Genomic DNA, 25,730 nt, shown 5'->3' with positions numbered 1-25,730 from the left:
CCTCCTGTTGCAGACAGTCTGCAGCCGTTCTAGACCAAAGGAGGTGGGTGAATGACGCATCAGTACGAAATGATGGTGATCCTGGATCCCGAGATTGACGAGCGCACGGTCGCTCCCAGTCTCGACAAGTTCCTCAATGTCATCCGCAACGACGGTGGCACCATCGAGAACATCGACATCTGGGGCCGTCGTCGGCTCGCCTACGAGATCCAGAAGAAGACCGAGGGCATCTACGCCGTCGTCAACTTCACCGCGACCTCGGAAGCGACTGTCGAGCTCGACCGCCAGCTGAAGCTCAGCGAAGCCGTCATGCGCACCAAGGTGCTGCGTGCGGAAGAGGCCGTCGCTCGCGCCGGCAAGATCGCGGTCGAGGACGAGCAGCGTGCAGCCCGCAAGGCCGCCGCCGCCGCCAAGAAGCCGAAGGTCGTCGCCGAGAAGGACGCCGAGTAGGTCATGCCGGACACGATCATCACGGTCGTCGGCAACCTCACGGCCGACCCTGAGCTGCGCTACACGCAGTCCGGGCGCGCGGTCGCCAACTTCACGATCGCGTCGACGCCGCGCATCTTCGACCGGGCCGCGAACGAGTGGAAGGACGGCGACGCGCTGTTCCTCCGCGCGTCGTGCTGGGCGGAGTTCGCGGAGAACGTCGCCGGCTCGCTGACCAAGGGCACCCGCGTGGTCGCCCAGGGCAAGCTCAAGCAGCGCTCGTTCCAGGATCGGGATGGCAACAACCGCATCTCGATCGAACTGGATGTCGACGAGATCGGCCCGAGCCTTCGCTACGCGACCGCCTCGGTCACCCGCACCTCGGGTGGCGCCGGTGGCGGACGACCGCAGCAGAGCTCGGTCGGTGGCGGCCAGGCGGCGGAAGAGCCGTGGGCAGCCAGCGGCGGCGCCGCATCCGGCGGGGATGTCTGGAACAGCCCCGGCAACTACAACGACGAGACCCCGTTCTGATCCTCGATCAGACGTAAACATTCAAGGAATCACTCATGGCAGGAAAGAGCAGCGGCGGCCAAGACCGTCGCAAGCGCGGCCCGAAGGGTGGCAAGAACGCCGCTCCGGCGAAGGCCATCCGCGTTGGTGTCATCGACTACAAGGACGTCGCGACGCTTCGCAAGTTCATCTCGGAGCGTGGAAAGATCCGCGCCCGCCGTATTACCGGTGTCTCCGTGCAGGAGCAGCGCCTCATCGCCCGCGCCGTCAAGAACGCGCGCGAGATGGCGCTCCTCCCGTACGCGGGCTCGGGCCGATAGGAGCATCGAATGTCCAAGCTCATTCTCACGAACGAGGTCTCGGGCCTCGGCTCCGCCGGCGACGTCGTCGAGGTCAAGAACGGCTACGCCCGTAACTACCTGATCCCCCAGGGCTTCGCCGTGGCGTGGAGCAAGGGTGGCGAGAAGCAGGTCGAGCAGATCAAGTCGGCTCGCGCGGCGCGCGAGCTCGCCACTCTCGAAGAGGCGCAGGCCCTCAAGGCCAAGCTCGAGGGCGCGACCGTCAAGCTCTCCGTGAAGTCGGGAAGCGAGGGTCGTCTGTTCGGCTCGGTCAAGACCGCCGACGTCGTGGCTGCGGTCGCGGCGGCCGGTCTCGGCGCGATCGACAAGCGCACGGTCGAGCTGTCGGCTCCGATCAAGGCGCTCGGCTCGCACGAGGCAACCGTGCGTCTCCGTGAAGACGTGGTCGCCACCCTCAGCATTGAGGTTGTTTCGGCCAAGTAGTTCACGCACCCGAACGGCGCATTCCCTCGTGGAGTGCGCCGTTCGTGTTTTCGGTTGGGGTAGTCCGATCTGTACACAGGTAGGGGCGAAATTGGCGAAGTCTCAACCCGAACTCTAAACATGTTTTTACACACATGGTGTGAACAGAAAAAAGCCTGGTCAGGGACGGTTTCCGAATCTGAATTGGCGAGTTACTCACAGTCCAGTCCACAGCTTCTTCACACGCTGTACGGCGTTTCCCGCCTTTTGTCCACATTTCTATCCACAGGGGCCGTAGCGGGCGCGGAGCGCGCTCCCTAGCCTTGCGAAGGTCTCGGGGAGAGGCCGACATCTCGACCCGTGCGTGTGCACATGGGGGGTGTCGGCGGAGCAACCTAGGCTTCGACCAGACAGACAACGCATCGCTCGCCGGATTCCGGCCCGAGCGGAGAGAGGGAGACATGTCGATCGCCCATTTGGGACTCGCGGGCGAGCAGCAGCGCGGCGGGGGTGACTCGTGGGCCGGTGAACGCACACCGCCGCACGACCTCCTGGCCGAGCAGAGCGCGATCGGCGGCATGCTCCTCAGCAAGGACGCGGTGGCGGATGTCATCGAGACCGTGCGCGGCGTCGACTTCTACATCCCCAAGCACGAGGTCATCTTCGAGGCGATCCTCGCGCTGTACTCCCACGGCGAGCCGACCGACGTCATCGCGGTCACCGACGAGCTCACCAAGAGCGCGAACCTGCAGCGCGCCGGCGGCGCCGAATACCTCCACACCCTCACCGGGCTCGTGCCCACGGCCGCGAACGCCGGCTACTACGCCTCGATCGTCGCCGAGAAGGCGGTGCTGCGGCGCCTCGTCGAGGCCGGCACCCGCATCGTCCAGATGGGCTACGCCAGCGAAGGCGAGGTCACCGACCTCGTCAACAACGCGCAGGCCGAGATCTACGGCGTCACCGGCGGCGTCGAGACCGAGGACTACGTTCCGCTCGTCGAGGCGATCTCCAACGCCGTCGACGAGATCGAGCTCGCACGCGGGCGCGACGGCGAGATGGCGGGGGTGCCCAGCGGCTTCCGCGAGCTCGACGAGCTCACCAACGGCCTGCACGGCGGACAGCTGATCATCGTCGCGGCGCGACCCGGTCTCGGAAAGTCGACCCTGGCGCTCGACTTCGCCCGATCGGCGAGCGTCAAGCACCAGATGCCGTCCATCTTCTTCTCGCTCGAAATGGGGCGCAGCGAGATCGCGATGCGTCTGCTCGCGGCCGAGGCCTCCATTCCCATGCACCACCTGCGCAAGGGCAACATGGACCAGCGCGACTGGGACAAGATCGCCAACACGCGCGGCGAGATCGCCGACGCCCCGCTCTACATCGACGACAGCCCGAACATGACGCTCGTCGAGATCCGGGCCAAGTGCCGCCGACTGAGCCAGCGCGTCGGACTCAAGCTCGTCGTGATCGACTACCTCCAGCTGATGACCAGCGGCAAGAAGGTCGAGAGCCGTCAGCAGGAGGTCAGCGAGTTCTCCCGCGCGCTCAAGCTGCTGGCGAAGGAGCTCAACGTTCCCGTCGTCGCGCTCAGCCAGTTGAACCGTGGCCCCGAGCAGCGCGCCGACAAGAAGCCGGCGCTCTCGGACCTCCGCGAATCGGGCTCGCTCGAGCAGGACGCCGACATCGTCATCCTGCTGCACCGCGAAGACGCCTACGAGCGCGACCACCCGCGGGCGGGCGAGGCGGACCTCATCGTCGCCAAGCACCGCAACGGTCGTCAGGACACGATCGGCGTCGCGTTCAGCGGCATGTACTCGCGCTTCAGCGACATGGCCAAGGTCTAGCCCATCCGACCGGCCTAGAATCGTCGGGTCCGTCTCGACGAAAGAGAGCTCCGTGTCTTCGTTGTCGCCCGCTCCGGCGATCACCCCGCCTCGGGCGCGTGTCGACCTTCCGGTTCTCGGTCGAGGTCTCGTCGCGGTCGCGCTGGGTCTGGTCATCACCTTCAGCCCGGACCACTCGGCCGGCTTCGGCCTGATCGCCTTCGGCGGCTATGCGGTCATCGCGGGCGCGATTCAGTTCGCCGCGCTGCGCGGGACGAGCGCCGACCGGCACGCGGGACGCGGCCTCGTCGTCGTGCAGGCCGTCGCCACGATCGTCGCGGGCGTCGCCGCGCTGGCGATCCCGGTCGCCGCGCCGACCGTCTTCGTCGCCATCGTGAGCGCCTGGGCCCTCATCGTCGGCGCCATCGACATCACCACCGCGATCCGCCTGCGCCGCTCGGGCGGTGCCGCTCGCGACGGGTTCCTGCTCGGCGGTCTCGGCGTCGCCCTCGCCCTCGCCGTGCTGATCGTGCCGCCGGACTACGTGCAGCCCTGGCAGGTGGCCGATCGCACCGGGGCGATCGAAGCCAGCGGTGCGGTGACCGCCTCGATCATGGTCGTCGGCCTGCTCGGCGCGTGGGCCGTGATCCACGGCCTGCTGCTCGTCATCGCGTCGATCCCCGCGTCGACCCCGGCAGCCGAAACGACGGAGGAGTCATGACCGACCCGAGCGCCCGCGACAAGCGCCGCCCCTTCGAACTGATCGGGCTCGCGGCGATCGTCGCCGTGTTCGTCGGTGCCGGGGTGCTGCTCGGCACGCGGGACTGGCTGACCGCCGCGCAGTTCGCGGGCGGAGCCTTCATCGTCGCGCTGGTCGTGCTCGCCATGCTGCTGGTCGCGACCGGCCCCGACGACATGGCCTCCGACGACGACCGGCCGAGCACGCACTAGCCCGGCGGCCGCGCACCGCTACGACTCGGGGTGCTCCAGCTCTCCCACCAGCTCGCTCGCGAGACCGAGGTAGCCGGCCGGGGTCAGCTCGCGCAGCCGCGCCTTCGCCGCGTCGCCGATGTCGAGGCCGTCCACGAACTCGCGCAGGTCGTCCGCGGTCACGCGACGGCCGCGGGTCAGCTCCTTGAGCATCGCGTACGGGTCGGCGATCGAGCTGCGTCCGGCGGTCACCTCGGCGCGGATCACCGTCTGGATCGCCTCGCCGAGCACCTCCCAGTTGGTGTCGAGGTCCGCCGCGAGCACCGCGGGCGCCACGGCCACCTCGCGGAGTCCGCGCTGGATGTTGTCGAGCGCGAGAAGTGAGTGGCCGAAGGCGACGCCGATGTTGCGCTGGGTCGTCGAGTCGGTGAGGTCGCGCTGCAGACGGCTCGTGACGAGCGTGGAGGCGAGCGAGTCGAACAGCGCGCACGAGAGCTCGAGGTTCGCCTCGGCGTTCTCGAAGCGGATCGGGTTGATCTTGTGCGGCATCGTTGACGAGCCCGTGGCCCCGGCCTGCGGGATCTGGGTCAGGTAGCCCATCGAGATGTAGGTCCACACGTCGGTGCAGAGGTTGTGCAGGATCCGGTTCAGGTGGCTGACGCGCGAGAACAGCTCGGCCTGCCCGTCGTGCGACTCGATCTGGGTGGTCAGCGGGTTCCAGGTGAGGCCGAGCGACAGCACGAAGTCGTGCGAGATGGCACGCCAGTCGGCGTCCGGGTCCGCGGCGAGGTGCGCCGCGAAGGTGCCCGTGGCGCCGCTGAACTTGCCGAGGAACTCGGCGCGCTCGACGTGGCCGAGCACGCGCTCGAGCCGACCGACGACGACCGCGATCTCCTTGCCGAAGGTCGTCGGCGTGGCGGGCTGGCCGTGGGTGCGGGCGAGCATCGGGGTGTCGCGCTCGGCGATCGCCCACTCGCGCAGCGCGGCGACGACCTCGCGCAGCTTCGGCAGCCAGACATCCTGCACCGCCCCGCGCACCACGATCGCGTAGGCGAGGTTGTTGATGTCCTCGCTCGTGCAGGCGAAGTGGGTGAGCTCGGCGATCCTCGTCAGCCCGAGTTCGGTGAGCTTCTCGCGGACGAGGTACTCGACCGCCTTGACGTCGTGCCGCGTGGTCGCCTCGAGCTCGGCCAGACGCGCGATCTCGGTCTCGCCGAACTCGCTCGCGAAACGGCGCAGCTGGCGGGCCTGCTCGGCCTCCAGGGGCGCCGAGCCGAACATCCCCCGGTCGGAGAGGGCGATCAGCCACTCGACCTCGACGAGCACGCGCGCGCGGTTGAGTCCCGCCTCCGAGAAGTACTCGCCGAGATCCTCCACGACCGCGCGGTAGCGGCCGTCGAGGGGGCTCAGGGGTTGCGGGGGAAGAGGACTCATCAGGCTCCCTGTCGGATTCCGGGTTCGAGCTGGCGGAACAGCGAGTAGCTCGCTCGTTCGATCATGGCCAGCACGCTGTCGAAGAGCGCCGCATCCGAGTAGTACGGATCCGGCACGTTGACCGGGCCGTGGGACTCGGGGTCGAAGCTCATCAGCAGCTGCACCTTGCCCCGATCGTGATCGGTCGTAGCCCATTGTCGCAGGATGCGTTCCTGCCCGCGGTCGAAGGCGATCACCAGATCGACGGCGGCGAAGTCGGCGGGGTCGAACTGCCGCGCGCGGTGCGCCGTTCCGTCGTAGCCGCGCGCCGCCAGCGCCGCGAGCGTGCGCTCGTCGGCGCGCTCGCCGACGTGCCAGTCGCCGGTCGCCGCCGAGCTGACGGCGAGGGTGCGCTCGAATCCGTGCCGGGCGATCAGGGAGCGGAAGATCGCCTCCGCCATCGGGGACCGGCAGATGTTGCCCGTGCACACAAAGCAGATCCGGAACACCGCCGCCGCACCACTCGCGCGGTCGTACGACATGATCACTCCGTTGGTCGAGGCAGGGGAGGTGTCCGAGCGTCTCGTTCACCGTGGCGAGATCTCGCCGCCGCCCACGCTACTCGTCCGCGCCGAGCACCGGGAGGGGCAAATCGGATGAAAATCCGGGCAGGGAGGAGGACGGATGCGGGCAGACGACCCGGGCGAGACGAGCGCGCGGCTCGAGCAGCTGCGGCTCGTGCGGCACGCCCGGGAGGCCTTCGAACTGGTCGCCGGTGACCTGCCGGAGTGGGAGACGCCGGACTGGCGCGGACCGGCCGCCGAGCGGGCGGGCGCCCGGGCGACGGAGCTGCGGATCGCCGCGACGAGCGCGCTCGCGACGATGGCCGCCGCCGAGCGCAGGCTCGCCCGAGCGCTCGGGCTCGCTGATGGCTGAGCCGACGCCGGGCGGCGACCTCGTCGTGCGGCCGCCCGCGGGGGGCGGGATCGCCGTCGCGACCGATCAGCTGCAGGCCGCGGCGGAGCGCGGTCGCGCGCTCGCGGAGCAGGCGCGTCGGGCACAGGGCCACGTCGCGCACGCGGCGGCCCTGGATCCCGGTCCGGGCGGCGCCGGGCCCGTCGCCGATGAGCTGTTCGCGGCCCGCCACCAGCTGGCGCGGGTCGCCGAGCTCGCCGACTCGTTCACCGGCTCGCTCGCCCTCGCCGCCGAGAGCTACGAGACGGCGGAGGAGCTGCTTGACCACGCGATGTGGAGCGTCTCCGCGCTCGTCGGCGCGGCCGTGGGCGCCGCGGCACGGGTGGTGCTCCTGGCGATCGTCACCAACCCGGGACTCCTGCTCGGCATCGCCGCGCGCGATGCGCTCGAGGCCTCACGCGGGCCCGAGCGGCGCGCGACCGGGCGCCAGGACGCCGGGGGCGCGGGCGTCGTCGCCGAGTTCCTGCGCACGCATCCGGAGCTCGTCAGCTCGCCCGCGCTCGTCGAGGCGGTCCGGCTGATCGCGGCCAGCAGCGACGACGCGGTGCTCGCCGCGCTCGGGGCGCCGCCGGTCGTGGGTCTCGCCCTCGGCGATCAGGCGCTCGGCGTGACGGGCGTCGCGGTGGGGGCGACCGGCGTCATGGCGCTGGGGGCGACACGGGGCGCGCTCGTCGAGACGCCGGTGCGCCTGACCCAGACCGTGGTGCGCCCCGGAGCGGAGTCGGCGGAAGGGGCGCCGCAGGGCAGCGCCGACCGGCTCGCCCGCATCCCCGACGACGCCAACCAGATCCGCATCGAGAGGTACACGGCGCCCGGCGAGCCCGCCCGCTGGGCGGTCTACGTCTCGCCGACCGTGACCTTCGACACCACCGGCAGCGAGCCGTTCGACATGACGGCGAACCTGGCCGGGGTGGCGGGCAAGAGCCCGGCCTCTCTGCGGGCGGTGGAGGCGGCGATGCGCGAGGCGGGTGTCGCCGCCAACGACGAGGTGCAGTTCATCGGCTACTCGCAGGGCGGCATGGTGGCGGCGCGCGCCGCAGAATCCGGCGACTGGAACACCGTCGGGCTCGAGACCTACGGCGCCCCGATCGGCAACGTCGAGATCCCCGACGGGGTGCGCGGACTCTCGGTGAGCCACACCGACGACCTGGTGCCGGCCACGGCGGGGCCCGATCAGCGCGACACGCTCGTGCACGTCGAGCGGCGGGCCTTCGCGCCCGGCGACGACCTGCCGCACCTCGCGGTGCCCCCGCACCAGAAGGAGAGCTACGCCGCGACGGCGCGGATGATCGACGACGCCGAGTCAGCGCTCGTGCGCGACGAGGTGTCGCGTCTCACCCGCTTCGGGCAGGACTACCTCGACGTCGGCGGGCAGCTGACGGTGTTCGAGTTCCGCGCCGAGCGCGTCGAGACGGGCCGCGGCTAGCGCGTCTTGCCGGTGAACGGCCGCAGCAGGATGCCGATCAGCCACGAGAAGACGCCCAGCAGCAGCGCGCCGAGCACGCCCCACCAGAAGTTCTCGATGGTGAGACCGAATCCGATCAGCGTGCTGATCCACGCCACCAGCAGCAGCATCAGGCCGTTGACGACGAGGGCGACCAGGCCGAGCGTGAGGATGTAGAGCGGGAAGGCGACGACGCGCACGATTCCGCCGATGATGCCGTTCACGAGCCCGAAGATCACCGCCACCAGCACGAGCGTGATGATGAACTCCAGCGTGCCGCCCGGTGCGAAGGGGACGACATTGACGTGCGACGCGAGGATCAGCGTCGTCAGCCAGAGCGCGAGAGTGTTGATGAGCAGGCGGAGAAAGAGTCGTCCCATGCGTTCATTGTGGCAAAGCCGAGGCCGGGAGGACCAGGGCGCGCGGCTCTAGGCTGAACGCATGCCTGTTTCGCTTCGCCCTGCCATCGCCGCGCTGGCGCCGTACCGTCAGGGTCGTCCGGCCGCGGAGGATGCTTTCAAGCTGTCCTCCAACGAGAACCCCTTCCCGACGCTGCCGAGCATCGCCGCCGCGATCGCGAACGCGAGCGTGAACCGGTACCCCGACGGCTCGGCCCAGGCCCTCCGCACCCGCCTCGCCGCGCGCCACGATGTCGAGTTCGACGCCGTGCACGTGGGCGCCGGCTCGGTGTCGATCCTGTCGCAGCTGATCCTGGCCGCGGCGGCGCCCGGCGACGAAGTGCTCTACGCCTGGCGGAGCTTCGAGGCCTACCCCGGTCTCGTGACCGTCGCGGGGGCGACGAGCGTGACCGTGCCGGTGCGCGCGGACGGCTCGCACGACCTGGAGGCGATGGCGGAGGCCGTCACCGATCGCACGCGCGTCATCATCGTCTGCACCCCGAACAACCCCACCTCGACCGTCGTCAGCCGCGACGAGTTCGAGACCTTCATGGCGCGCGTCCCCGATGACGTGCTCGTCATCCTCGATGAGGCCTACGTCGAGTTCGTCACCGACCCGACGGCGGTCAACGGTCTCGAGGTGCGCGGCGAGCACGAGAACCTCGTGGTGCTGCGCACCTTCTCGAAGGCCTACGGCCTGGCTGGCCTGCGGATCGGCTACGCGATCGGCGCCCCGTACATCCTCGACGCCGCCCGGTCGACGGCGATCGCCCTCTCGGTGACCGACGCGGCGCAGCGCGGCGCGCTGGCGGCACTCGACGCGGAGCCGGAGCTGCTCGGGCAGGTCGCCGCCCTGGTGAACGTGCGCGAGCGGATCGCCGCTGCGCTGTCGAACCAGGGGATCGCGATCCCGGAGCCCCAGGGCAACTTCGTCTGGCTCGCCACGGGCGAGCACACGGTGGAGGCCGGCGAGGTGCTCAGCAAGCACGGAATCGTCGCCCGCGTGTTCCCGGGAGACGGAATCCGGGTCTCGGTCGGCGAGCCGGAGTCTGTGGACAAACTCCTAGATGCCACCGCTGAGCTTGTCAGGACCCTCCCACAGGCGCTTCCGAGCGCCGGGCTAGGGTAGGCACATGTCCTATACCGAGGCGACTGTTCAATTGCTTTCGCCGGAGGGGACCCTCGTCGAGAGCGACGCGACGGCGGAGTACCTGCCGATCATCGAGGGGATCCCCGAGGAGCGACTTCTCGACTTCCACCGGCACATGGTCGCGGTGCGACGCTTCGACATCGAGGCCGGCAACCTGCAGCGGCAGGGCCAGCTCGCGCTGTGGATCCCGAGCACCGGCCAGGAGGCGGCGCAGGTCGGCTCCGGTTTCGCCGCGAAGCCGCAGGATCACATCTTCCCCGCCTACCGCGAGCACGCGGTCGGGCGCATCCGCGGCCTCGACCTGATGCGTCTCATCGAGATGCTGCGCGGCCTCAGCCACGGCGGCTGGGATCCGGCCGAGACCGGCAACTTCCACCTCTACACCCTGGTGATCGGCTCGCAGTCGCTGCACGCGACCGGCTACGCGATGGGCATGCAGTTCGACGGCGTCGTCGGCACCGGCGACCCGGAGAAGGATGCGGCGGTGCTCGTCTACTTCGGCGACGGTGCGACCAGCCAGGGCGACGTGAACGAGGCCTACGTGTTCGCGGCCAGCTACCAGACCCCGCAGGTCTTCTTCCTGCAGAACAACCACTGGGCGATCTCGGTGCCGGTGGAGCGCCAGTCGCGCACGCCGCTGTACCTGCGGGCCGCGGGCTTCGGCATCGACAGCGTGCAGATCGACGGCAACGACGTGCTCGCCAGCTACGCCGCGACGACGCTCGCGCTGGATGCCGCGCGCAGCGGAAAGGGACCGCGCTTCATCGAGGCGCTCACCTACCGCATGGGCGCCCACACCTCGAGCGATGACCCGACGAAGTACCGCGAGCACGAGGACGTCGAGTTCTGGAGTCACCGCGACCCGATCACGCGCTTCGAGTCGTACCTGCGCGGCCGCGGCGTCGCCGACTCGTTCTTCGCCGAGGTCGCGACCGAGGCCGAGGACCTGGCGGCCGACACGCGCGCTCGCGTGGCCTCGCTCACCGATCCGACCTCGGAGAAGATCTTCGAGCACGTCTACACCGAGCCTCACCCCGGCGTCGATGCGCAGCGCGCCTGGCACGCCGCCTACGAGGCGTCGTTCGAGGGGGACGCGTCGTGAGCGTCGAACAGCTGACGATGGCGAAGGCCATCAACGAGGGTCTGCGCGATGCGCTCGCGGCCGACGACCGTGTGCTCCTGATGGGCGAGGACATCGGCCGGCTCGGGGGCGTGTTCCGCGTCACCGAGGGGCTGCAGGCGCAGTTCGGCGAGTCCCGCGTGCTCGACACTCCGCTCGCCGAGTCGGGCATCGTCGGCACCGCGATCGGCCTCGCCATGCGCGGCTACCGCCCCGTGTGCGAGATCCAGTTCGACGGCTTCATCTACCCGGGCTTCGACCAGATCACCTCGCAGCTGGCCAAGCTCACCTACCGCCATGAGGGAACGCAGGACTTCCCGGTCGTCATCCGCGTGCCCTACGGCGGACACATCGGCGCGGTCGAGCACCACCAGGAGAGCCCGGAGGCGTACTTCGCGCACACCCCGGGGCTGCGCGTGGTCAGCCCGGCGACCGCCAACGACGGCTACTGGATGATGCGTCAGGCGATCGAGAGCCGTGACCCGGTGCTGTTCTTCGAGCCGAAGAGCCGCTACTGGCACAAGGGCGACGTGGATCGCAGCACCCCCGCCGCGCCGCTGCACGAGAGTCGCGTCGTCCGCACCGGCACCGACGTCACCGTCGTCGGCCACGGTGCGATGGTGACCGCGCTGCTGCAGGCGGCCGACATCGCCGCGGCCGAGGGCACGAGCATCGAGGTCGTGGACCTGCGCTCGCTCTCGCCGGTCGACTACGGGCCGCTGCTCGCCTCCGTTCAGAAGACCGGCCGACTGGTCGTCGCCCAGGAGGCGCCCGGACACGTCAGCGTCGGCTCGGAGGTCGCCGCGACGATCGCCGAGCGCGCGTTCTATTCGCTCGAAGCGCCTCCGCTGCGCGTGAGCGGATACGACACCCCCTTCCCGCCCGCGAAGCTCGAGGGGGACTACCTCCCCGATGCCGACCGCATTCTCGAGGCCGTGGACCGCGCCCTCGCCTACTGACCCAACCGTCGTGGTCCCCGCGGGGACCTGAACCACCAGGGAGTCGACCGTGGCACATTCAGAGTTTCCGTTGCCGGATGTCGGCGAGGGCTTGACCGAGGCCGAGATCGTGGCATGGAAGGTCAAGCCGGGCGACGTCGTCACCGTCAACCAGGTGCTGGTCGAGATCGAGACCGCGAAGTCGCTCGTCGAGCTGCCGTCGCCGTTCGCCGGCACGGTGACCGAGCTGCTCGCCGAGGAGGGGCAGACCGTCGAGGTCGGCGCCCCGATCATCCGCGTCGACTCGAGCGGCGGCACGATCGAGCTGCAGGCCCCCGGCAACGAGGGCGATGCCCTCGGCACGATCGCCGACACCGCGACGACGATCGGCCCGGCCGAGAACGGCGACAACGAGCCCGCCGCCGAGTCGGGCTCGGGCGCAGTGCTGGTCGGCTACGGCTCGAAGGGCGCCCACGCCACCACGCGGCGTCGACGCGCCGGCGCGACCGTCGCCCCCGACGGCGGCTCGGATTCCCCGCAGGAGGTCGCCGCCAAGTCGACCCCCGTGAAGCCGGGTTCGGTGCCGGCCGCCTCGGCGCTGCCGGTGATCGCGAAGCCGCCGATCCGCAAGCTCGCCAAGGACCTCGATGTCGACCTGGCGAACGTCACCCCGACGGGACTCGCGGGTGAGATCACCCGTGACGACGTCATCCGCCAGGCCGAGCAGGCGAGCGTGTTCCGCAACCTGGAGACGCCGGAGTGGGGCGACGAGCGCGAGGAGCGCATCCCGGTGAAGGGAATGCGCAAGGCGATCGCCTCGGCGATGGTGACCAGCAAGTTCACCGCCCCGCACGTGAGCGTCTTCACCGACGTGAACGCGACCCGCACGATGGAGTTCGTCAAGCGCCTCAAGGCGAACCCCGAGTTCGCGGGCGTCAAGGTGTCGCCGCTGCTCATCGCCGCGAAGGCGCTGATGTGGGCGATCCGCCGCAACCCGACGGTCAACTCGACGTGGACCGACAAGGAGATCGTCGTCCACCACTTCGTGAACCTCGGCATCGCGGCGGCCACGCCGCGCGGTCTGATCGTGCCGAACATCAAGGACGCGCAGGATCTCTCGCTGCGCGAACTCGCCGAGGCGCTCGAGAAGCTGACCCTCACCGCCCGCGACGGCAAGACCTCCCCGGCGGAGATGTCGGGCGGCACGATCACGATCACGAACCTCGGGTCGTTCGGCGTGGACACGGGAACGCCGATCCTCAACCCGGGCGAGGTCTCGATCCTGGTGCTCGGCGCCATCAAGCAGAAGCCGTGGGTGGTGGATGGCGAGGTGCGTCCCGCGTACGTCACCACGGTCGGCGGCAGCTTCGATCACCGCGTGGTCGACGGCGACGTCGTGAGCCGGTTCATCGCCGATGTGGCGAGCGTGCTCGAAGAGCCCGCGCTCCTGCTCGACTAGCCCCCGCACCCCGCACCCCCGCCTCGCAGGCCCGCGCCCCGTACTCCCGCGCACCACGCGCCGCGCGCACCCGCACCCCGTGCTCCCGCGCACCCCGCGCACCCCGCGCCCCCCGCGAGCGGTGCGAAAAGTGCGATCCCCGGCACGCACACCCCACGTTTCGCACCGCTCGTCGGGGGGCCGCCTTATTGAGAACCATTTTGACAACGGTTATCAATAGCGTCTAGCGTGAACTCGTTGTCGATCGTCGGCGGCTGGAATCAGGAGTTCACGTTGTCTGCTCGCATGCCTCTGCTCGCCCTCGGAACGGCGAGCCTGCTCGCTCTCGCCGGATGCGCCACCACCGCTCCCGCGGACGACGGCATCCTGACGATCGTGACCTCCACCGACGTCTACGCTGACCTCGCCGCGCGCGTCGCCGGAGACGACGTCGAGGTGACGAGCATCATCGAGGGGACGGTGCAGGACCCGCACTCCTACGAGGCCACCGCTCGTGACCGTCTCGAGATCGAGAACGCCGACCTCGTGATCTCGAACGGCGGCGGGTACGACCCGTTCGTCGAGGTGATCACCGACGCGATGGACGACGCGCCGCACACCCTCATCGCCGTCGAGGTGCTCGGCCTCACCGAGGATGACGACGACCACGCCGAGGACGAGCACGCCGACGAGGACCACGCCGACGAGGACGAGCACGCTGAGGACGAGCACGCCGAGGACGAGCACGCCGACGAGGACGAGCATGCCGACGACGACCACGCCGACGAGGACGCCGACCACGACCACGAGCACGACCACATCGAGGGCGTCAACGAGCACGTCTGGTACTCGCTCGACGCCATGATCGAGGTCGTGCACTCGATCGCCGAGGAGCTCGCCGAGCTCGACGCCGCGAACGCCGAGGTCTACGAGGCCAACGCCGAGGCGCTCGAAGGTGAGATCGAGGCGCTGCACGAGCGCGCCGAAGAGCTGGCGACCGAGTACGCGGACGCCCCGGACGAGGTCGTCGTGACCGAGCCGGTGGCGCTCTACCTGCTCGCCGACGTCGGACTCACCGACGCGACGCCGGAAGGCTTCAGCGAGGCGATCGAAGAGGGCACCGACGTCGCCCCCACCCTGCTCGCCGCCGTGCTCGACGAGGTCGAGAGCGGACACCTCGCCTTCCTCGCCTACAACTCGCAGACCGAAGGAGCCGAGACGCAGCTCGTGCGCTCGGCGGCCGACGAGGCCGGCGTCGCCGTCGTCGACTTCGCCGAGAACCTGCCCGAGGGCGAGAGCTACGTCAGCTGGATGCAGTCCAACCTCGACGCGATCGAAAGCGCCCTCGCCGCAAACGCGGCATGATCGACAGGTGACATCGCCCGACCACGCTCACCAGAGCGCCGCCCTCCGGATCCGGGGGGCGTCGCTCGGTTTCGGCGTGCGCACCCTGTGGCGCGAGCTCGAGCTGACCATCGCCGCGGGCGAGTTCATCGCCGTGCTCGGACCCAACGGCGCCGGCAAGTCCAGCCTGCTGCGGGCGATCCTCGGCCTCACCAAGCTCGACGCGGGCTCCATCGAATTGCCGAACGGCCGCGATCGGGTCGGCTACATCCCGCAGCAGCGTCCCTTCGCGCCCGGCACGCCGCTGCGCGCGCAGGACCTCGTGCGGCTGGGCATCGACGGCACCCGCTTCGGCATCCCGTGGCCGGACCGCACGACCCGCCGCCGCGTCGACGAGCTGCTGACCGAGGTCGGCGCCCGCGAGTACGCGCGGGTGCCCGTCGGGCTGCTCTCCGGCGGCGAGCAGCAGCGCCTGCGCGTCGCCCAGGCGCTGGCCGGAGACCCCGCGCTCGTGCTCGCCGACGAGCCGCTGCTCAGCCTCGACCTGCATCACCAGCGGACCGTCGCCGGACTGCTCGAGCGCGTGCGCCACGAGCGGGGAGCCAGCGTGCTGATGGTCACGCACGACATCAACCCGGTGCTCGGCATGGTCGATCGCGTGCTGTACCTCGCCGGCGGCTCGTTCCGCGTCGGCACCCCCGACGAGGTGCTGCGCTCCGAGGTGCTCGGCGAGCTGTACGGCACCCCGGTCGAGGTCATCCGCACGAAGGGACGCATTCTCGTCGTCGGCACGCCCGAGATGCCCGGCCATCAGCACGGGGTGCGCGCATGAGCCTCGACCAGATCTTCGACTTCACCGACTACGGCGCCATTCTCGCGCTCGTCGCCAACTCGGTGCTCGCCGGCGCCGTGCTCGGCATCGTCGGCGGCCTCATCGGCGTCATGGTCATGCAGCGCGACATGGCGTTCGCGGTGCACGGCATCAGCGAGCTCTCCTTCGCCGGCGCCGCCGCCGCGCTGCTGATCGGGGTGGACGTCGTGATGGGCTCGATCTTCGGCTCGATCATTGCGGCGCTCCTGATCGGCGTGCTCGGCGCGCGGGCGCGCGAGCGCAACTCGATCATCGGCGTGCTCATGCCCGCCGGGCTCGGGCTCGGGATCCTGTTCCTGGCCCTCTACTCGGGGCGCAGCGCCAACAAGTTCGGCCTGCTCACCGGGCAGATCATCGCCGTGGATGACCCGGCCGTCTGGCGCCTGATCGGCATCAGCGCCGCCGTGCTGGTGGTGCTGCTGGTGATCTGGCGGCCGCTGAGCTTCGATAGCCTCGACCCGGAGGTCGCGGTGGCCCGCGGCGTACCCGGCAGGGCGCTCTCGATCGTGTTCATGCTGCTGCTCGGTCTCGTCGTCGCCGTCTCGGTGCAGATCATCGGCGCGCTGCTGGTGCTGGCACTGCTGGTCACCCCGGCGGCCGCCGCGCTTCGCGTGAGCGCCTCCCCGCTGCTGGTGCCGATCCTCAGCGTGACGTTCGGCCTGGTCTCGGCGCTCGGCGGAATCCTGCTCGCGATCGCCGGCTCGCTGCCGATCAGCCCGTTCATCACGACCATCTCGTTCCTCATCTACGTCGTCTGCCGCGGCATCGAGGCGGCCCGCGCCCGCACGGCGGCGGGTCGTAAGGTGGAGGCGGAGGTGGCGGCATGAGCGCCAAGCGCAACACCTGGCAGCGCGAAGCGGTGCGCTCCGCCCTCGGCACGACCGAGGGGTTCGTGAGCGCGCAGGCGCTGCACGCCTCGATGCGCGGCACCGGCTCGTCGGTCGGACTTGCCACCGTCTACCGTGCGCTCGCCGACCTGGCCACGGAGGGCGAGGCGGATGCGCTGCAGCAGGACGGCGAGAGCCTGTACCGCGCCTGCACGCCCGGAACCCACCACCACCACCTGATCTGCCGCAACTGCGGCAAGACGGTCGAGATCAAGGCCGACAAGGTCGAGGTGTGGGCGCGCGAGGTGGCCGCCGAGCACGGTTTCAGCGATCCGCACCACGTCGTCGACGTGTTCGGCCTCTGCACCGACTGCTCCTGACCGCGCGCGTCGCCGGTTCGCGGCGGTCGTCGCGGAGGTGACAACGGCCGGAACCTCGGCTATTCTCGGAGAGTTGTGCGCGAAAGCGCGCTTCTTGTGTGCCGTCCGGCCGCTCGCGACCGGATCTGGCATGCCGACAAGTGACCTTGGGTGGGGCGATCGTCCCACGGTAGATCAGGCGGAGTCCGCTCCGCCGCAACGATAAGGAAGAACCATGGCTGCAGTGTGCCAGGTGACCGGAGCCACTCCCGGCTTCGGACACAACATCTCGCACTCGCACCGCCGGACGAAGCGCCGCTTCGACCCGAACGTGCAGAAGAAGACCTATTACGTCCCGTCGCTCAAGCGCAACGTGACCCTGACGCTGTCCGCTAAGGGCATCAAGGTGATCGACGCTCGCGGCATCGAGTCGGTCGTCAAGGACCTGCTCGCCCGAGGGGAGAAGATCTGATGGCGAAGAAGTCGCAGGACGTTCGTCCGATCATCAAGCTCCGCTCGACCGCCGGTACCGGGTACACCTACGTGACCCGCAAGAACCGACGCAACAACCCCGACCGCATCGTGCTCAAGAAGTACGACCCCGTGGTCCGCAAGCACGTCGAATTCCGCGAGGAGCGCTAAGCATGGCCAAGAAGAGCAAGATCGCGCGCAACAACCAGCGCGCCGTCATCGTGGAGCGGTACGCCGCGAAGCGTCTCGAGCTGAAGAAGCAGCTCGTCAGCCCCACCTCCACCGACGAGCAGCGCGAGGAGGCCCGCCTGGGTCTGCAGAAGCTGCCCCGCAACGCGAGCCCGGTGCGTCTGCGCAACCGCGACGCCATCGACGGCCGCCCGCGCGGTGTCCTCAGCAAGTACGGCATCTCGCGTGTCCGCTTCCGTGACATGGCTCACCGTGGCGAGCTGCCGGGCGTGACGAAGTCGAGCTGGTAGTCGAAACCGACCACAGCGCGAGGGGCGAGAACGTGAGTTTTCGCCCCTTTCGCGTTCCCGGGCGCGGAAATACCCAGCAAATCCGGATGTGGAACACCGTGCAACATCCCCAGGAACACGGGCCACGGGTGCTAGTTTCACTGTGGTTCCGGGGCGAAGGCGCTGGAATCACAACCGCGAAAGTTCCGTCGCTCTGACGAACTCTTCGTGCCACATGAAATGCATTGAGTCCGAGGAGGACACCCATGGCTGACACCCTTAACAAGAGCGATCTCGTCGCAAAGATCGCGGCCGAGACCAACCAGAGCCAGGCCACCGTTGCCAGCGTCGTCGACTCGTTCTTCAGCGTCGTCGCCGAGTCGGTCGGATCGGGCACCAAGGTCGCGATCCCGGGCTGGATCTCCTTCGAGCAGATCAGCCGCGCCGCGCGCGCCGGACGCAACCCCGCGACCGGCGAGACCATCCAGATCGCCGCCAGCAAGGGCGTGAAGGTCTCGGCCGGCAGCAAGCTCAAGGCCGCCGCCAAGTAGTTCAGGCTTCCCGCAGGGGGATCGAGGCGCACCGCGCCTTGGTCCCCCTGCGGCATTTTCGGGGCGCGCATCCGCCTACGCTGGAGGGGTGCCGCGCCTGATCGGGGTCCTCGGACCCGCCGCCCTCCTCGTCGTCGCCCTCGTCGCGACGGTGCTGGCGCTCCTCGTCGGCGGCGGTGCGGAAGCCCCCCTCGTGATCGATCCGGGACCGCTGGTGCGCTGGGGTCTGCCGATCGCGAAGCTCGTCTTCAACCTCGGCGTCGCGACGGCGCTCGGCTCGTTGGTGCTGGCCCTCTTCGGCCTCTCGTCCGCCAAGCCCGAGTTCGACCGGGCGCTGGATGTGGCGGCCGCGGGTGCCGCGGTGTGGACCGTGGCGGCGGCGGCCTCCGCGTTCTTCTCCTTCACCACCGTCTTCAACACCGCCCCGAGCCTCGACGAGCGCTACGGGGAGGCGCTCGGCACCTTCCTCACCGAGATCGAGCTGGGTCGGGCCTGGCTGATCACCATGCTGGTCGGCGCCGCGCTCACCGTGCTGTGCTTCGCGGTGCGCAACGTCACCGCCCTCGGGATCATCACCGCCGCGACGACGATCGGGCTCGCGCCGCTCGCCGAGCAGGGTCACGCGGGCGGGGCGGCCGACCACAACCTGGCCGTCACCGCGCTGTGGCTGCACCTGGTCTTCGCGGCCGTCTGGGTCGGCGGACTCCTGTTGCTCGTGGTGCTGCGCGCCAGCGCCGGTTCCGACCGGCTCGCCGCGATCCTGCCGCGGTACTCCACCCTGGCGCTCGTGAGCTTCCTGGTGGTGGCGGTCTCCGGCTACGTCAGCGCGGCGATCCGCGTCGGCAGTCTGCCCGAGCTGCTCACTCCCTACGGGCTGCTCGTCGTCGCCAAAGTGGTCGCCCTCGGCGTGCTCGGACTGCTCGGCGCGCTGCAGCGCCGCGTGTTCGTCGGGCGCATCGTCGCCGGCGCGGGGCACCGGATCTTCGCCGTGTTCGTGGCCGTCGAGCTCGCCTTCATGGGCGTCGCCAGCGGCGTCGCGGCCGCCCTCGCCCGCACCGCCCCGCCGGTGGTCGAGATCCCGGCCTACGACCTGGCCGACCCGACGCCGGCCGAGTATCTGACCGGCGACACGCTGCCGCCCGAGCTCACCCCCATCCGCTATCTCACGACCTGGGATCTCGACCTGCTCTGGGCGCTCGTCGTCGTGTTCGGCCTGTTCTTCTACCTGGCCGCGGTGGTCCGGCTGCGCCGTCGAGGCGACCGGTGGCCGTGGTATCGCACCGCGTTCTTCGTGATCGGGATGCTGACGCTGCTCTGGTCGACCAGCGGATCGCTCGGCGCGTACCAGGAGTACCTGTTCAGCATCCACATGCTCGAGCACATGCTGCTGACCATGGTGATCCCGATCTTCCTCGTGCTGTCGGCGCCCGTCACGCTCGCGCTGCGCACCATACGCAAGCGCGACGACGGCAGTCGCGGACCGCGCGAGTGGATCCTCGTGCTCGTGCACTCCGGCTTCTCGAAGGTGCTCACCAACCCGATCGTGGCGGCCGTGCTGTTCGCGGCCTCGCTCTGGGTGTTCTACTACTCGCCGCTGTTCCGCTGGGCGACCGAGCAGCACGCCGGGCACGTCTGGATGGTCGCCCACTTCCTCATCACCGGCTACCTGTTCGCGCAGGTGCTGATCGGCGTCGACCCGATCGGCGGGCGTCCGCCGTACGCGCTGCGGCTGCTGCTGCTGCTGGCGACGATGGCATTCCACGCCTTCTTCGGGCTGGCCATCATGTCGCAGGAGGCGCTGTTCCTGGCCGACTGGTACGGGGCGATGGGACGCACCTGGGGGCTTCCGCCGCTCGAAGACCAGGTGTGGGGCGGCGGCATCGCCTGGAGCGTCGGCGAGATCCCCACCGTGGCGCTCGCGATCATCGTCGCTATCATGTGGGCGCGCAGCGACGACCGCGAGGCGAAGCGGCGCGACCGGGCCGCCGACCGCGACGGCGACGCCGAGCTGGCGGCCTACAACGCCGCCCTCGCCGCCCGGGCCGGCCGCCCGTAGATCACGGCGTCGTCCCAGCGTCGTGCAGTTGACTGGGCGCACCGCGATGAAAGGACCTCGCATGCGCGACTCGACAGCCTCCGGCTTCGACCTGTGGGAGGCGCTGGATGACCTCCGTGACACCTTCGCCCCCCGGATGCCGGGACGCGCGCCCCGTCGCGATGTGCGCTCAGATATCCTCGTCGCCCTGCTCGACGGCGCCCAGAACGGGCATCAGATCATGCAGGCGCTCGCGGCGATGAGCGCTCGCGGCGACGGACCGACCGCGAGCGTCGTCTACCCGACGCTCGAACTGCTGGTCGACGAGGGGCTCATCAGCGCGGAGCACGTTGGCGAACGACGCGTCTTCTCGCTCACCGAGGCCGGACGCACCGCGGCGCACGCGGCCGCCGGCGACGAGGAGGACGAGTCGCACGACTCCGGCGGCGAGCACGGCGCCGGCTGGCGCATGCCGCGGTTCGCCGAGCACTCGGCGGTGGTGCCGAAGGCGGGCGCCAAGCTGGCGCAGGCCGCCGCGCAGGTCGCCCAGCACGGCACCTCCGAGCAGAAGGAGCGCACCGCCGCGCTGCTCGACGAGACCCGCCGCAAGATCTACGGCATCCTTGCCGAGGACTGACCGAGTGCCGCCCGCCCGCGGCGACTCCTCCGCGCCGACGCAGGATCGCGCGCTGCGCGCCCGCTACCGCCGCATCATGCGCTTCGCGGCGCTCGCGCTGGCGCAGGCGTGGTGGTTCGAGCTGGTGCTGCCGCGCCTCGGGCTCGGCCGGTTCGCTGCATCGGGACGCATCCCGCGACTGCAGCGGCTGGCGCGACGCTTCCACGTGCTCGCCGCCGACCTCGGCGGGCTGATGATCAAGGTGGGGCAGTTCCTCTCCTCGCGCCTCGACGTGCTGCCGCCCGAGATCACCCGCGAGCTGGAGGGGCTGCAGGACGAGGTCGCCGCCGAGCCGATCGAGCGGATCGTCGTGCAGGCCGAGCGAGAACTCGGGATGCCGCTGGACCGCGCCTACGCCCGGTTCGACAGCGCGCCGATCGCCGCGGCCTCCCTTGGGCAGGCGCACCGCGCCCGGCTGTCGCCGGAGCTCGCCGCCGACCTCGGCTACGCCGACGTGGTCGTCAAGGTGCTGCGCCCCGGCATCGAGGAGATCGTCGAGGTCGACCTGGCGGCGCTGCGTCGGGTCGCCCGCTGGCTGTCGCGCATCCGGCTCGTCTCCCGACGCACCGACGCGCCCGCGCTCGTCGAGGAGTTCGCCGCCACCAGCCGCGAGGAGATCGACTACGTGCACGAGGCGGCCAACGCCGAGCGCTTCGCCGCCGACTTCGCCGAGGATCCGCGCATCGCCGCCCCCGCCGTGGTGTGGGAGCGCAGCGCGCTGCGGGTGCTGACCCTCGCCGATGTCACCGCGATCAAGATCACCGACGTCGCGGCGCTTCAGGCGGCCGGCATCGACCCGGCCGCGGTCGCTGCGGAGCTGGCCCGGTCGGCGTTCCAGCAGATCTTCGTCGCCGGGTTCTTCCACGCCGACCCGCACCCCGGCAACATCTTCGTCACGCCCGGCGGATCGGGCGAGCCCGACGACTGGCGGCTCACCTACATCGACTTCGGGATGATGGGCGAGATCTCCGACGAACTGCGCGAGGGCCTGCAGCAGTTCATCTTCGCCGTCGTCTCGCGCGATGCGCGCGCACTGGTGGTCGCCATCCAGCGCCTCGGCGTGCTGCTGCCGACCGCCGACACCGTCGAGCTGGAGCGCGCCATGACGGCCCTTTTCGACCGCTTCGGCGGCATGGGGGTCGCCGAGCTGCAGCGGATCGACCCGCGCGAACTGCAGGAGTTCGCCGCCCAGTTCGGGGAGACGATCCGCGCGCTGCCGTTCCAGCTGCCCGAGAGCTTCCTGCTGCTGCTGCGCACCGTCTCGCTCACCTCCGGCGTGACCAGCGCGCTCAACCGCGACTTCAACATGTGGGATGCGGTCGACCCGTTCGCGCGAAGCCTGCTGCGCGGCACCGGCGCGGGCGTGCTGCGCGGTGTCGGGCGCGAGGCCCTCGCGATCGTGTCGGCGTTGGCACGCCTGCCGCAGCGCACCGACGCGCTGATCTCACGGCTGGACCGCGGCGAGCTGGCGGTGCGCTCGCCGGAGGTCGAGCAGCGCCTCCGCGCGATGGACCGCTCGCTGCGGCGCATCGCCTCGGCGATCGTGTTCGCCGGGCTGCTGATCGCGGGGGTGCTGCTGCGCCCCACCGATGACGTGCTCGGCTGGGTGCTGATGGGCGCCTCCGCGCTGCCGCTGCTGCACGCGCTTCTTCCGTCGCGGCTGCGCTGAGCCGTCCGCCGTGAGCGGGCTCAGTCGGCGTAGGGGTCGACCGTCACGAGGGTGAGGCGGTCCCCGCGGGAGATGTGGATCTCGAACTCCATCGGGAACCGCACGTTGCGCTCGAGCGTCTCGACGCTGCCGTCGAAGATCGACTGCACCTCGACCGTCACCTGGGCGATCCCCTGATCGGGTCCGGAGCGCCAGCGCGGCTCCCCGCTCGTCCCGGCGATGGTGATCTCCGGATACACGTCGATCGACCAGGCGGGCTCACCCAGCACCCGGTTGTTGACGGTCTCGCCGAACGGGCATCCGGGCGGGAACAGCACCCGCTGCGCGGCGCAGTCGTCGAGGAACTCGCGCGCGGTGCGGTCGACCTCGGCGAGGAGATCCTCGTTCGCGCGGACCTCCACGGCGGTTTCGATGGTGCTTCCGACCCGGTCGGCGGTGATCGTGACGGCGTCGCTCGTGAGCCACCGGCTGTCGTGCTGCAGCGTGTAGCGGCCGGGCACGAACACGGCGAAGCGGTGCGGGGCGGCGGTGATGCTCGCGGTGACCAGGTCGAGGTCGTTCACCTGCACGCGGTCCTCGTGCTCGAGGGTGACGTCGAGCATCGCGAGCGGGCTGACGGCGAAGGCCCAGTTCGCGAACAGGCCCGCGGTCGTGCCGATGCGCTCCACCGTGAAGCGGGTCTCGTGCACCTCGGCGCCGACCGTCCACGTGGCGGTCACCTCGTGGAGGCCGTCCCGGTTCGCCGTCGCGCGCACCTCGCCGATCTCGAACGGCGCGAGCGCCGCGCTTGACAGCAGGGTGACGTCGAGGCCTTCGTCGTCGCTCGCCACCCCGGGAAGCGCGAGCGCCTCCGCCGCGTCGCCGCGCGCCAGCGCATCCAGGTAGATCCGCACGAACGAGGCGGCGCCGAAGACGGTCGCGTTCGCGGCGATCACGGCGCCCGTGCCGGCCAGGGTCAGCACCAGTGCCGCCGCCAGCCAGATGAGCGCGCGGCGACGCACCCCGGTCGGGGCCGCGACGTCGGGAGCGGTGAGCACAGTCGCATCCTACGGTCGTCGGACTGGGTAGCCTTGATGGATGCCGCTGCCTGAGCTCTCCCCCGAGCAGCAGGCCGTCTTCGACGCCATCGAGTCGACGCGGCAGCACATCTTCGTCACCGGTCGGGCCGGCACCGGCAAGTCGACGCTGCTCGAGCATCTGTCGTGGCGCACCTCGAAGCAGGTGGTGATCTGCGCCCCGACCGGGGTGGCGGCGCTGAACGTCGGCGGGCAGACGATCCACTCGCTGTTCCGGCTGCCGATCGGCGTGATCGCCGACCACGACATCGAGCAGTCGGGCGAGCTGCGCAAGCTGCTCGGCGCGATCGACACCCTCGTCATCGACGAGGTGTCGATGCTGAACGCCGACCTGCTGGACGCGATCGACCGCTCGTTGCGGCAGGCGCGCGCGAAGCCGAACGACGCCTTTGGAGGCGTGCAGCTGGTCATGTTCGGCGACCCGTACCAGCTGGCTCCCGTGCCGGGCGATCCGGAGGAGCGCGCCTACTTCGCGGACCGCTACCGCTCGATGTGGTTCTTCGACGCGCGCGTGTGGGACGAGGCCGAGCTGACGATCTTCGAGCTCGCGACGATCCACCGACAGCACGAGCTGGAGTTCAAGACCCTGCTGACCGCGGTGCGGCACGGCGTGGTCACCGCCGAGATGGCGGGCCGCCTCAACGAGATGGGCGCCCGGCCCGCGCCCGACGACGGCACCATCACGCTCGCCACCACCAACGCGACCGTCACCCGCATCAACGGCAGCGCGCTGGCCCGGCTTCCCGGTGCCGCGAAGACCGCGGTCGCGGAGGTGAACGGCGAGTTCGGCGGCCGCGCCTATCCGGCCGACGAGCGTCTCGAGCTGAAGCTCGGCGCGCAGGTGATGTTCCTGCGCAACGACACCGGCGGCGACGGGCGCTGGGTGAACGGCACCATCGGCGAGGTGGTGAAGATCGCCGACACCGTCACCGTCGAGGTCGACGGCGAGGACTTCGAGGTGCAGCCGAGCACGTGGGAGCGGTATCGCTACACCTACTCCTCGGCGACGAAGACGCTGTCGAAGGATGTGGTGGCCGAGTTCACGCAGTTCCCGCTGAGGCTGGCGTGGGCGGTCACCATCCACAAGTCGCAGGGCAAGAGCTACGACCGCGCGATCGTCGACCTGGGCCCCCGCTCGTTCGCGCCCGGTCAGACCTACGTGGCGCTGAGCCGGATCACCGCGCTCGAGGGTCTCTACCTGACGCGTCCGCTGCGCCCGAGCGACATCATCGTCGACGAGCGCGTGAAGGACTTCATGTCGCGCGCCGAGGCGATCCCGGGCATCGCCGCGATCTGATCGCGGGTCACGCGCCGCGCGGGTCGAGCAGCCGCGAAGCGGCCTGCCGAGACCGCTACGCGGCGGCCTTCGCGCGCGAGAGGTCTTCGAACAGCTTCGTGTTGAACTCGTAGGCGCGCAGCACCTCGTCGATGACGCGCTCCTGCTCGGCCTCGTCCCAGGGGGCCGCGTCGAGCTGCTCGCGGTAGGCCTCCTTGAACTCCTTCGGGTTGGCGATCTGGTCGAAGATGTAGAACCCGATGCCGTTGGTCTCGAAGCCGAAGTGGCGCTGCATGAGCCGGCCGATCGCCTGGCCGCCCGACAGGTCGCCGAGGTAGCGCGTGTAGTGGTGGGCGACGAAGCCGCCCGCCCAGCCTTCGGCGGCGATCTCGCGGATGCGGGCGACGTAGCGCTCGGTGGTCGGCAGCGGTGCGATCCGCTCCTTCCAGTCCGGTCCGATCAGGAAGGCGAGGTCGGCCTCGAGCGCGGGCATCCGGCTGAGCTGCTCGCTCAGGAACGGGGTCGCGATCGGGTTGTCGGCGAACGTCGGTGCGACACCCTCGAGTGCGTCGTAGATGAAATAGTGCTGGGCGACGAGGGCGATGTAGTCCTCGCGAGTGCCCTCGCCCTTCATCAGGTCGGACATGAATCCGGCGCCCTCGCTCTCACCGTGGCGCGACCAGCTGCGGGCGCGGAGCGCTTCGGAGAACGAGATGACAGACACAGGGGGACTCCTTCAAGTGAGGTCACCCTTACCTTAGCGTGGGCGCCCGCCAGGGACGAGGGCCGCT

Annotated in this window: 30 protein-coding genes; 25 read left to right on the top strand and 5 right to left on the bottom strand. The window is 70.1% G+C overall.

Annotation, left to right across the window (positions count from 1 at the left end; translation table 11 throughout):
* Positions 1 to 51: 51 nt before the first annotated feature.
* The 7 genes from rpsF (at position 52) to AC0L6Y_RS12155 (ending at position 4,471) form a co-directional block, all read left to right on the top strand.
* Positions 52 to 450 carry a 30S ribosomal protein S6 gene (rpsF, locus tag AC0L6Y_RS12185; RefSeq protein WP_473552850.1) on the top strand — a complete coding sequence of 133 codons (399 nt, stop codon included), beginning with the start codon at positions 52 to 54 and terminating at the stop codon, positions 448 to 450.
* Positions 451 to 453: 3 nt separating this feature from the next.
* Positions 454 to 960, top strand: coding sequence for a single-stranded DNA-binding protein (locus tag AC0L6Y_RS12180; protein WP_473552847.1), 507 nt, complete (start codon positions 454 to 456; stop codon positions 958 to 960).
* Between the two features lie 35 nt (positions 961 to 995).
* Positions 996 to 1,259 carry a 30S ribosomal protein S18 gene (gene rpsR, locus AC0L6Y_RS12175; protein ID WP_294179586.1) on the top strand — a complete coding sequence of 88 codons (264 nt, stop codon included), beginning with the start codon at positions 996 to 998 and terminating at the stop codon, positions 1,257 to 1,259.
* A gap of 9 nt (positions 1,260 to 1,268) precedes the next feature.
* Positions 1,269 to 1,721 (top strand): 50S ribosomal protein L9, encoded by a 453-nt coding sequence (rplI, locus tag AC0L6Y_RS12170; protein WP_473552841.1) that lies wholly within the window; start codon positions 1,269 to 1,271, stop codon positions 1,719 to 1,721.
* 440 nt (positions 1,722 to 2,161) lie between these two features.
* On the top strand, positions 2,162 to 3,541 hold the full coding sequence (dnaB, locus tag AC0L6Y_RS12165; RefSeq protein ID WP_473552838.1) for a replicative DNA helicase: 1,380 nt from the start codon (positions 2,162 to 2,164) through the stop codon (positions 3,539 to 3,541).
* 52 nt (positions 3,542 to 3,593) lie between these two features.
* Entirely contained in the window at positions 3,594 to 4,241 is a 648-nt protein-coding gene (locus AC0L6Y_RS12160; RefSeq protein ID WP_473552834.1) for an HdeD family acid-resistance protein, read from the top strand.
* Entirely contained in the window at positions 4,238 to 4,471 is a 234-nt protein-coding gene (locus AC0L6Y_RS12155) for a hypothetical protein (protein ID WP_473552828.1), read from the top strand. The genes AC0L6Y_RS12160 and AC0L6Y_RS12155 overlap by 4 nt, the downstream gene beginning before the upstream one ends.
* An 18-nt stretch (positions 4,472 to 4,489) precedes the next feature.
* On the opposite strand, the gene purB is transcribed toward AC0L6Y_RS12155, so the two are convergent.
* Both purB and AC0L6Y_RS12145 read right to left on the bottom strand, forming a co-directional pair.
* A complete protein-coding gene (purB, locus tag AC0L6Y_RS12150) occupies positions 4,490 to 5,884 on the bottom strand; it encodes an adenylosuccinate lyase (RefSeq protein ID WP_473552823.1) in 1,395 nt (464 codons plus the stop codon).
* Positions 5,884 to 6,405 (bottom strand): low molecular weight protein-tyrosine-phosphatase, encoded by a 522-nt coding sequence (locus AC0L6Y_RS12145; RefSeq protein WP_473552817.1) that lies wholly within the window; start codon positions 6,403 to 6,405, stop codon positions 5,884 to 5,886. Before AC0L6Y_RS12145 ends, purB begins: the two co-directional genes overlap by 1 nt.
* Before the next feature lie 142 nt (positions 6,406 to 6,547).
* On the opposite strand from AC0L6Y_RS12145, the gene AC0L6Y_RS12140 reads away from it, so the two are divergent.
* Positions 6,548 to 6,799, top strand: coding sequence for a hypothetical protein (locus AC0L6Y_RS12140; protein WP_473552813.1), 252 nt, complete (start codon positions 6,548 to 6,550; stop codon positions 6,797 to 6,799).
* Positions 6,792 to 8,264: a serine/threonine-protein kinase gene (locus AC0L6Y_RS12135; protein WP_473552807.1), complete on the top strand. Its 1,473-nt coding sequence runs from the start codon at positions 6,792 to 6,794 to the stop codon at positions 8,262 to 8,264. The genes AC0L6Y_RS12140 and AC0L6Y_RS12135 overlap by 8 nt, the downstream gene beginning before the upstream one ends.
* Here AC0L6Y_RS12135 and AC0L6Y_RS12130 read toward each other — a convergent pair.
* On the bottom strand, positions 8,261 to 8,662 hold the full coding sequence (locus tag AC0L6Y_RS12130; RefSeq protein WP_473552802.1) for a phage holin family protein: 402 nt from the start codon (positions 8,660 to 8,662) through the stop codon (positions 8,261 to 8,263). The genes AC0L6Y_RS12135 and AC0L6Y_RS12130 overlap by 4 nt on opposite strands.
* Before the next feature lie 61 nt (positions 8,663 to 8,723).
* Between AC0L6Y_RS12130 and AC0L6Y_RS12125 the strand changes: the two genes are divergently transcribed.
* From AC0L6Y_RS12125 to AC0L6Y_RS12055, 15 genes are all read left to right on the top strand, one after another.
* Positions 8,724 to 9,809, top strand: a complete 1,086-nt coding sequence (locus AC0L6Y_RS12125) for a histidinol-phosphate transaminase (RefSeq protein WP_473552798.1) — start codon at positions 8,724 to 8,726, stop codon at positions 9,807 to 9,809.
* A gap of 4 nt (positions 9,810 to 9,813) precedes the next feature.
* Positions 9,814 to 10,932: a thiamine pyrophosphate-dependent enzyme gene (locus AC0L6Y_RS12120; protein ID WP_473552794.1), complete on the top strand. Its 1,119-nt coding sequence runs from the start codon at positions 9,814 to 9,816 to the stop codon at positions 10,930 to 10,932.
* Between the two features lie 17 nt (positions 10,933 to 10,949).
* A complete protein-coding gene (locus tag AC0L6Y_RS12115) occupies positions 10,950 to 11,909 on the top strand; it encodes an alpha-ketoacid dehydrogenase subunit beta (protein ID WP_473558501.1) in 960 nt (319 codons plus the stop codon).
* 49 nt (positions 11,910 to 11,958) lie between these two features.
* On the top strand, positions 11,959 to 13,347 hold the full coding sequence (locus tag AC0L6Y_RS12110) for a dihydrolipoamide acetyltransferase family protein (protein WP_473552789.1): 1,389 nt from the start codon (positions 11,959 to 11,961) through the stop codon (positions 13,345 to 13,347).
* A 228-nt stretch (positions 13,348 to 13,575) separates the two neighbouring features.
* On the top strand, positions 13,576 to 14,691 hold the full coding sequence (locus AC0L6Y_RS12105; RefSeq protein WP_473552782.1) for a metal ABC transporter solute-binding protein, Zn/Mn family: 1,116 nt from the start codon (positions 13,576 to 13,578) through the stop codon (positions 14,689 to 14,691).
* 7 nt (positions 14,692 to 14,698) lie between these two features.
* Positions 14,699 to 15,502 (top strand): metal ABC transporter ATP-binding protein, encoded by an 804-nt coding sequence (locus tag AC0L6Y_RS12100; protein ID WP_473552778.1) that lies wholly within the window; start codon positions 14,699 to 14,701, stop codon positions 15,500 to 15,502.
* Positions 15,499 to 16,368, top strand: coding sequence for a metal ABC transporter permease (locus tag AC0L6Y_RS12095; protein ID WP_473552772.1), 870 nt, complete (start codon positions 15,499 to 15,501; stop codon positions 16,366 to 16,368). Before AC0L6Y_RS12100 ends, AC0L6Y_RS12095 begins: the two co-directional genes overlap by 4 nt.
* The gene (locus AC0L6Y_RS12090) at positions 16,365 to 16,748 is read left to right on the top strand and encodes a Fur family transcriptional regulator (RefSeq protein ID WP_473552769.1); all 384 of its coding nucleotides are present in this window, start codon (positions 16,365 to 16,367) and stop codon (positions 16,746 to 16,748) included. The genes AC0L6Y_RS12095 and AC0L6Y_RS12090 overlap by 4 nt, the downstream gene beginning before the upstream one ends.
* Positions 16,749 to 16,962: 214 nt before the next feature.
* A complete protein-coding gene (gene rpmB, locus AC0L6Y_RS12085) occupies positions 16,963 to 17,199 on the top strand; it encodes a 50S ribosomal protein L28 (protein ID WP_473552766.1) in 237 nt (78 codons plus the stop codon).
* Positions 17,199 to 17,369 (top strand): 50S ribosomal protein L33, encoded by a 171-nt coding sequence (gene rpmG, locus AC0L6Y_RS12080; RefSeq protein ID WP_036301131.1) that lies wholly within the window; start codon positions 17,199 to 17,201, stop codon positions 17,367 to 17,369. Before rpmB ends, rpmG begins: the two co-directional genes overlap by 1 nt.
* A 2-nt stretch (positions 17,370 to 17,371) precedes the next feature.
* Positions 17,372 to 17,677: a 30S ribosomal protein S14 gene (gene rpsN / locus AC0L6Y_RS12075; protein WP_294179480.1), complete on the top strand. Its 306-nt coding sequence runs from the start codon at positions 17,372 to 17,374 to the stop codon at positions 17,675 to 17,677.
* Positions 17,678 to 17,922: 245 nt separating this feature from the next.
* Positions 17,923 to 18,207 (top strand): HU family DNA-binding protein, encoded by a 285-nt coding sequence (locus AC0L6Y_RS12070; RefSeq protein ID WP_473552764.1) that lies wholly within the window; start codon positions 17,923 to 17,925, stop codon positions 18,205 to 18,207.
* A gap of 88 nt (positions 18,208 to 18,295) precedes the next feature.
* The gene (locus AC0L6Y_RS12065) at positions 18,296 to 20,263 is read left to right on the top strand and encodes a bifunctional copper resistance protein CopD/cytochrome c oxidase assembly protein (protein ID WP_473552762.1); all 1,968 of its coding nucleotides are present in this window, start codon (positions 18,296 to 18,298) and stop codon (positions 20,261 to 20,263) included.
* Between the two features lie 61 nt (positions 20,264 to 20,324).
* The gene (locus AC0L6Y_RS12060) at positions 20,325 to 20,879 is read left to right on the top strand and encodes a PadR family transcriptional regulator (RefSeq protein ID WP_473552760.1); all 555 of its coding nucleotides are present in this window, start codon (positions 20,325 to 20,327) and stop codon (positions 20,877 to 20,879) included.
* A gap of 76 nt (positions 20,880 to 20,955) precedes the next feature.
* A complete protein-coding gene (locus tag AC0L6Y_RS12055; protein WP_473558496.1) occupies positions 20,956 to 22,587 on the top strand; it encodes an ABC1 kinase family protein in 1,632 nt (543 codons plus the stop codon).
* 20 nt (positions 22,588 to 22,607) lie between these two features.
* Here AC0L6Y_RS12055 and AC0L6Y_RS12050 read toward each other — a convergent pair whose 3' ends face one another.
* Positions 22,608 to 23,624, bottom strand: a complete 1,017-nt coding sequence (locus AC0L6Y_RS12050; RefSeq protein WP_473552758.1) for a hypothetical protein — start codon at positions 23,622 to 23,624, stop codon at positions 22,608 to 22,610.
* Positions 23,625 to 23,664: 40 nt separating this feature from the next.
* On the opposite strand from AC0L6Y_RS12050, the gene AC0L6Y_RS12045 reads away from it, so the two are divergent.
* Positions 23,665 to 24,960 (top strand): ATP-dependent DNA helicase, encoded by a 1,296-nt coding sequence (locus AC0L6Y_RS12045; protein ID WP_473552755.1) that lies wholly within the window; start codon positions 23,665 to 23,667, stop codon positions 24,958 to 24,960.
* A 55-nt stretch (positions 24,961 to 25,015) separates the two neighbouring features.
* Here the strand turns inward: AC0L6Y_RS12045 and AC0L6Y_RS12040 are convergent, their stop codons facing one another.
* Entirely contained in the window at positions 25,016 to 25,663 is a 648-nt protein-coding gene (locus AC0L6Y_RS12040) for a biliverdin-producing heme oxygenase (RefSeq protein ID WP_473552752.1), read from the bottom strand.
* Positions 25,664 to 25,730: the final 67 nt, after the last annotated feature.

The organism is Pseudolysinimonas sp. 10J20-29, assembly GCF_055809595.1.
The sequence above is the reverse complement of the archived record's forward strand: the minus strand, read 5'-3'. Positions and strand labels throughout refer to the sequence as shown.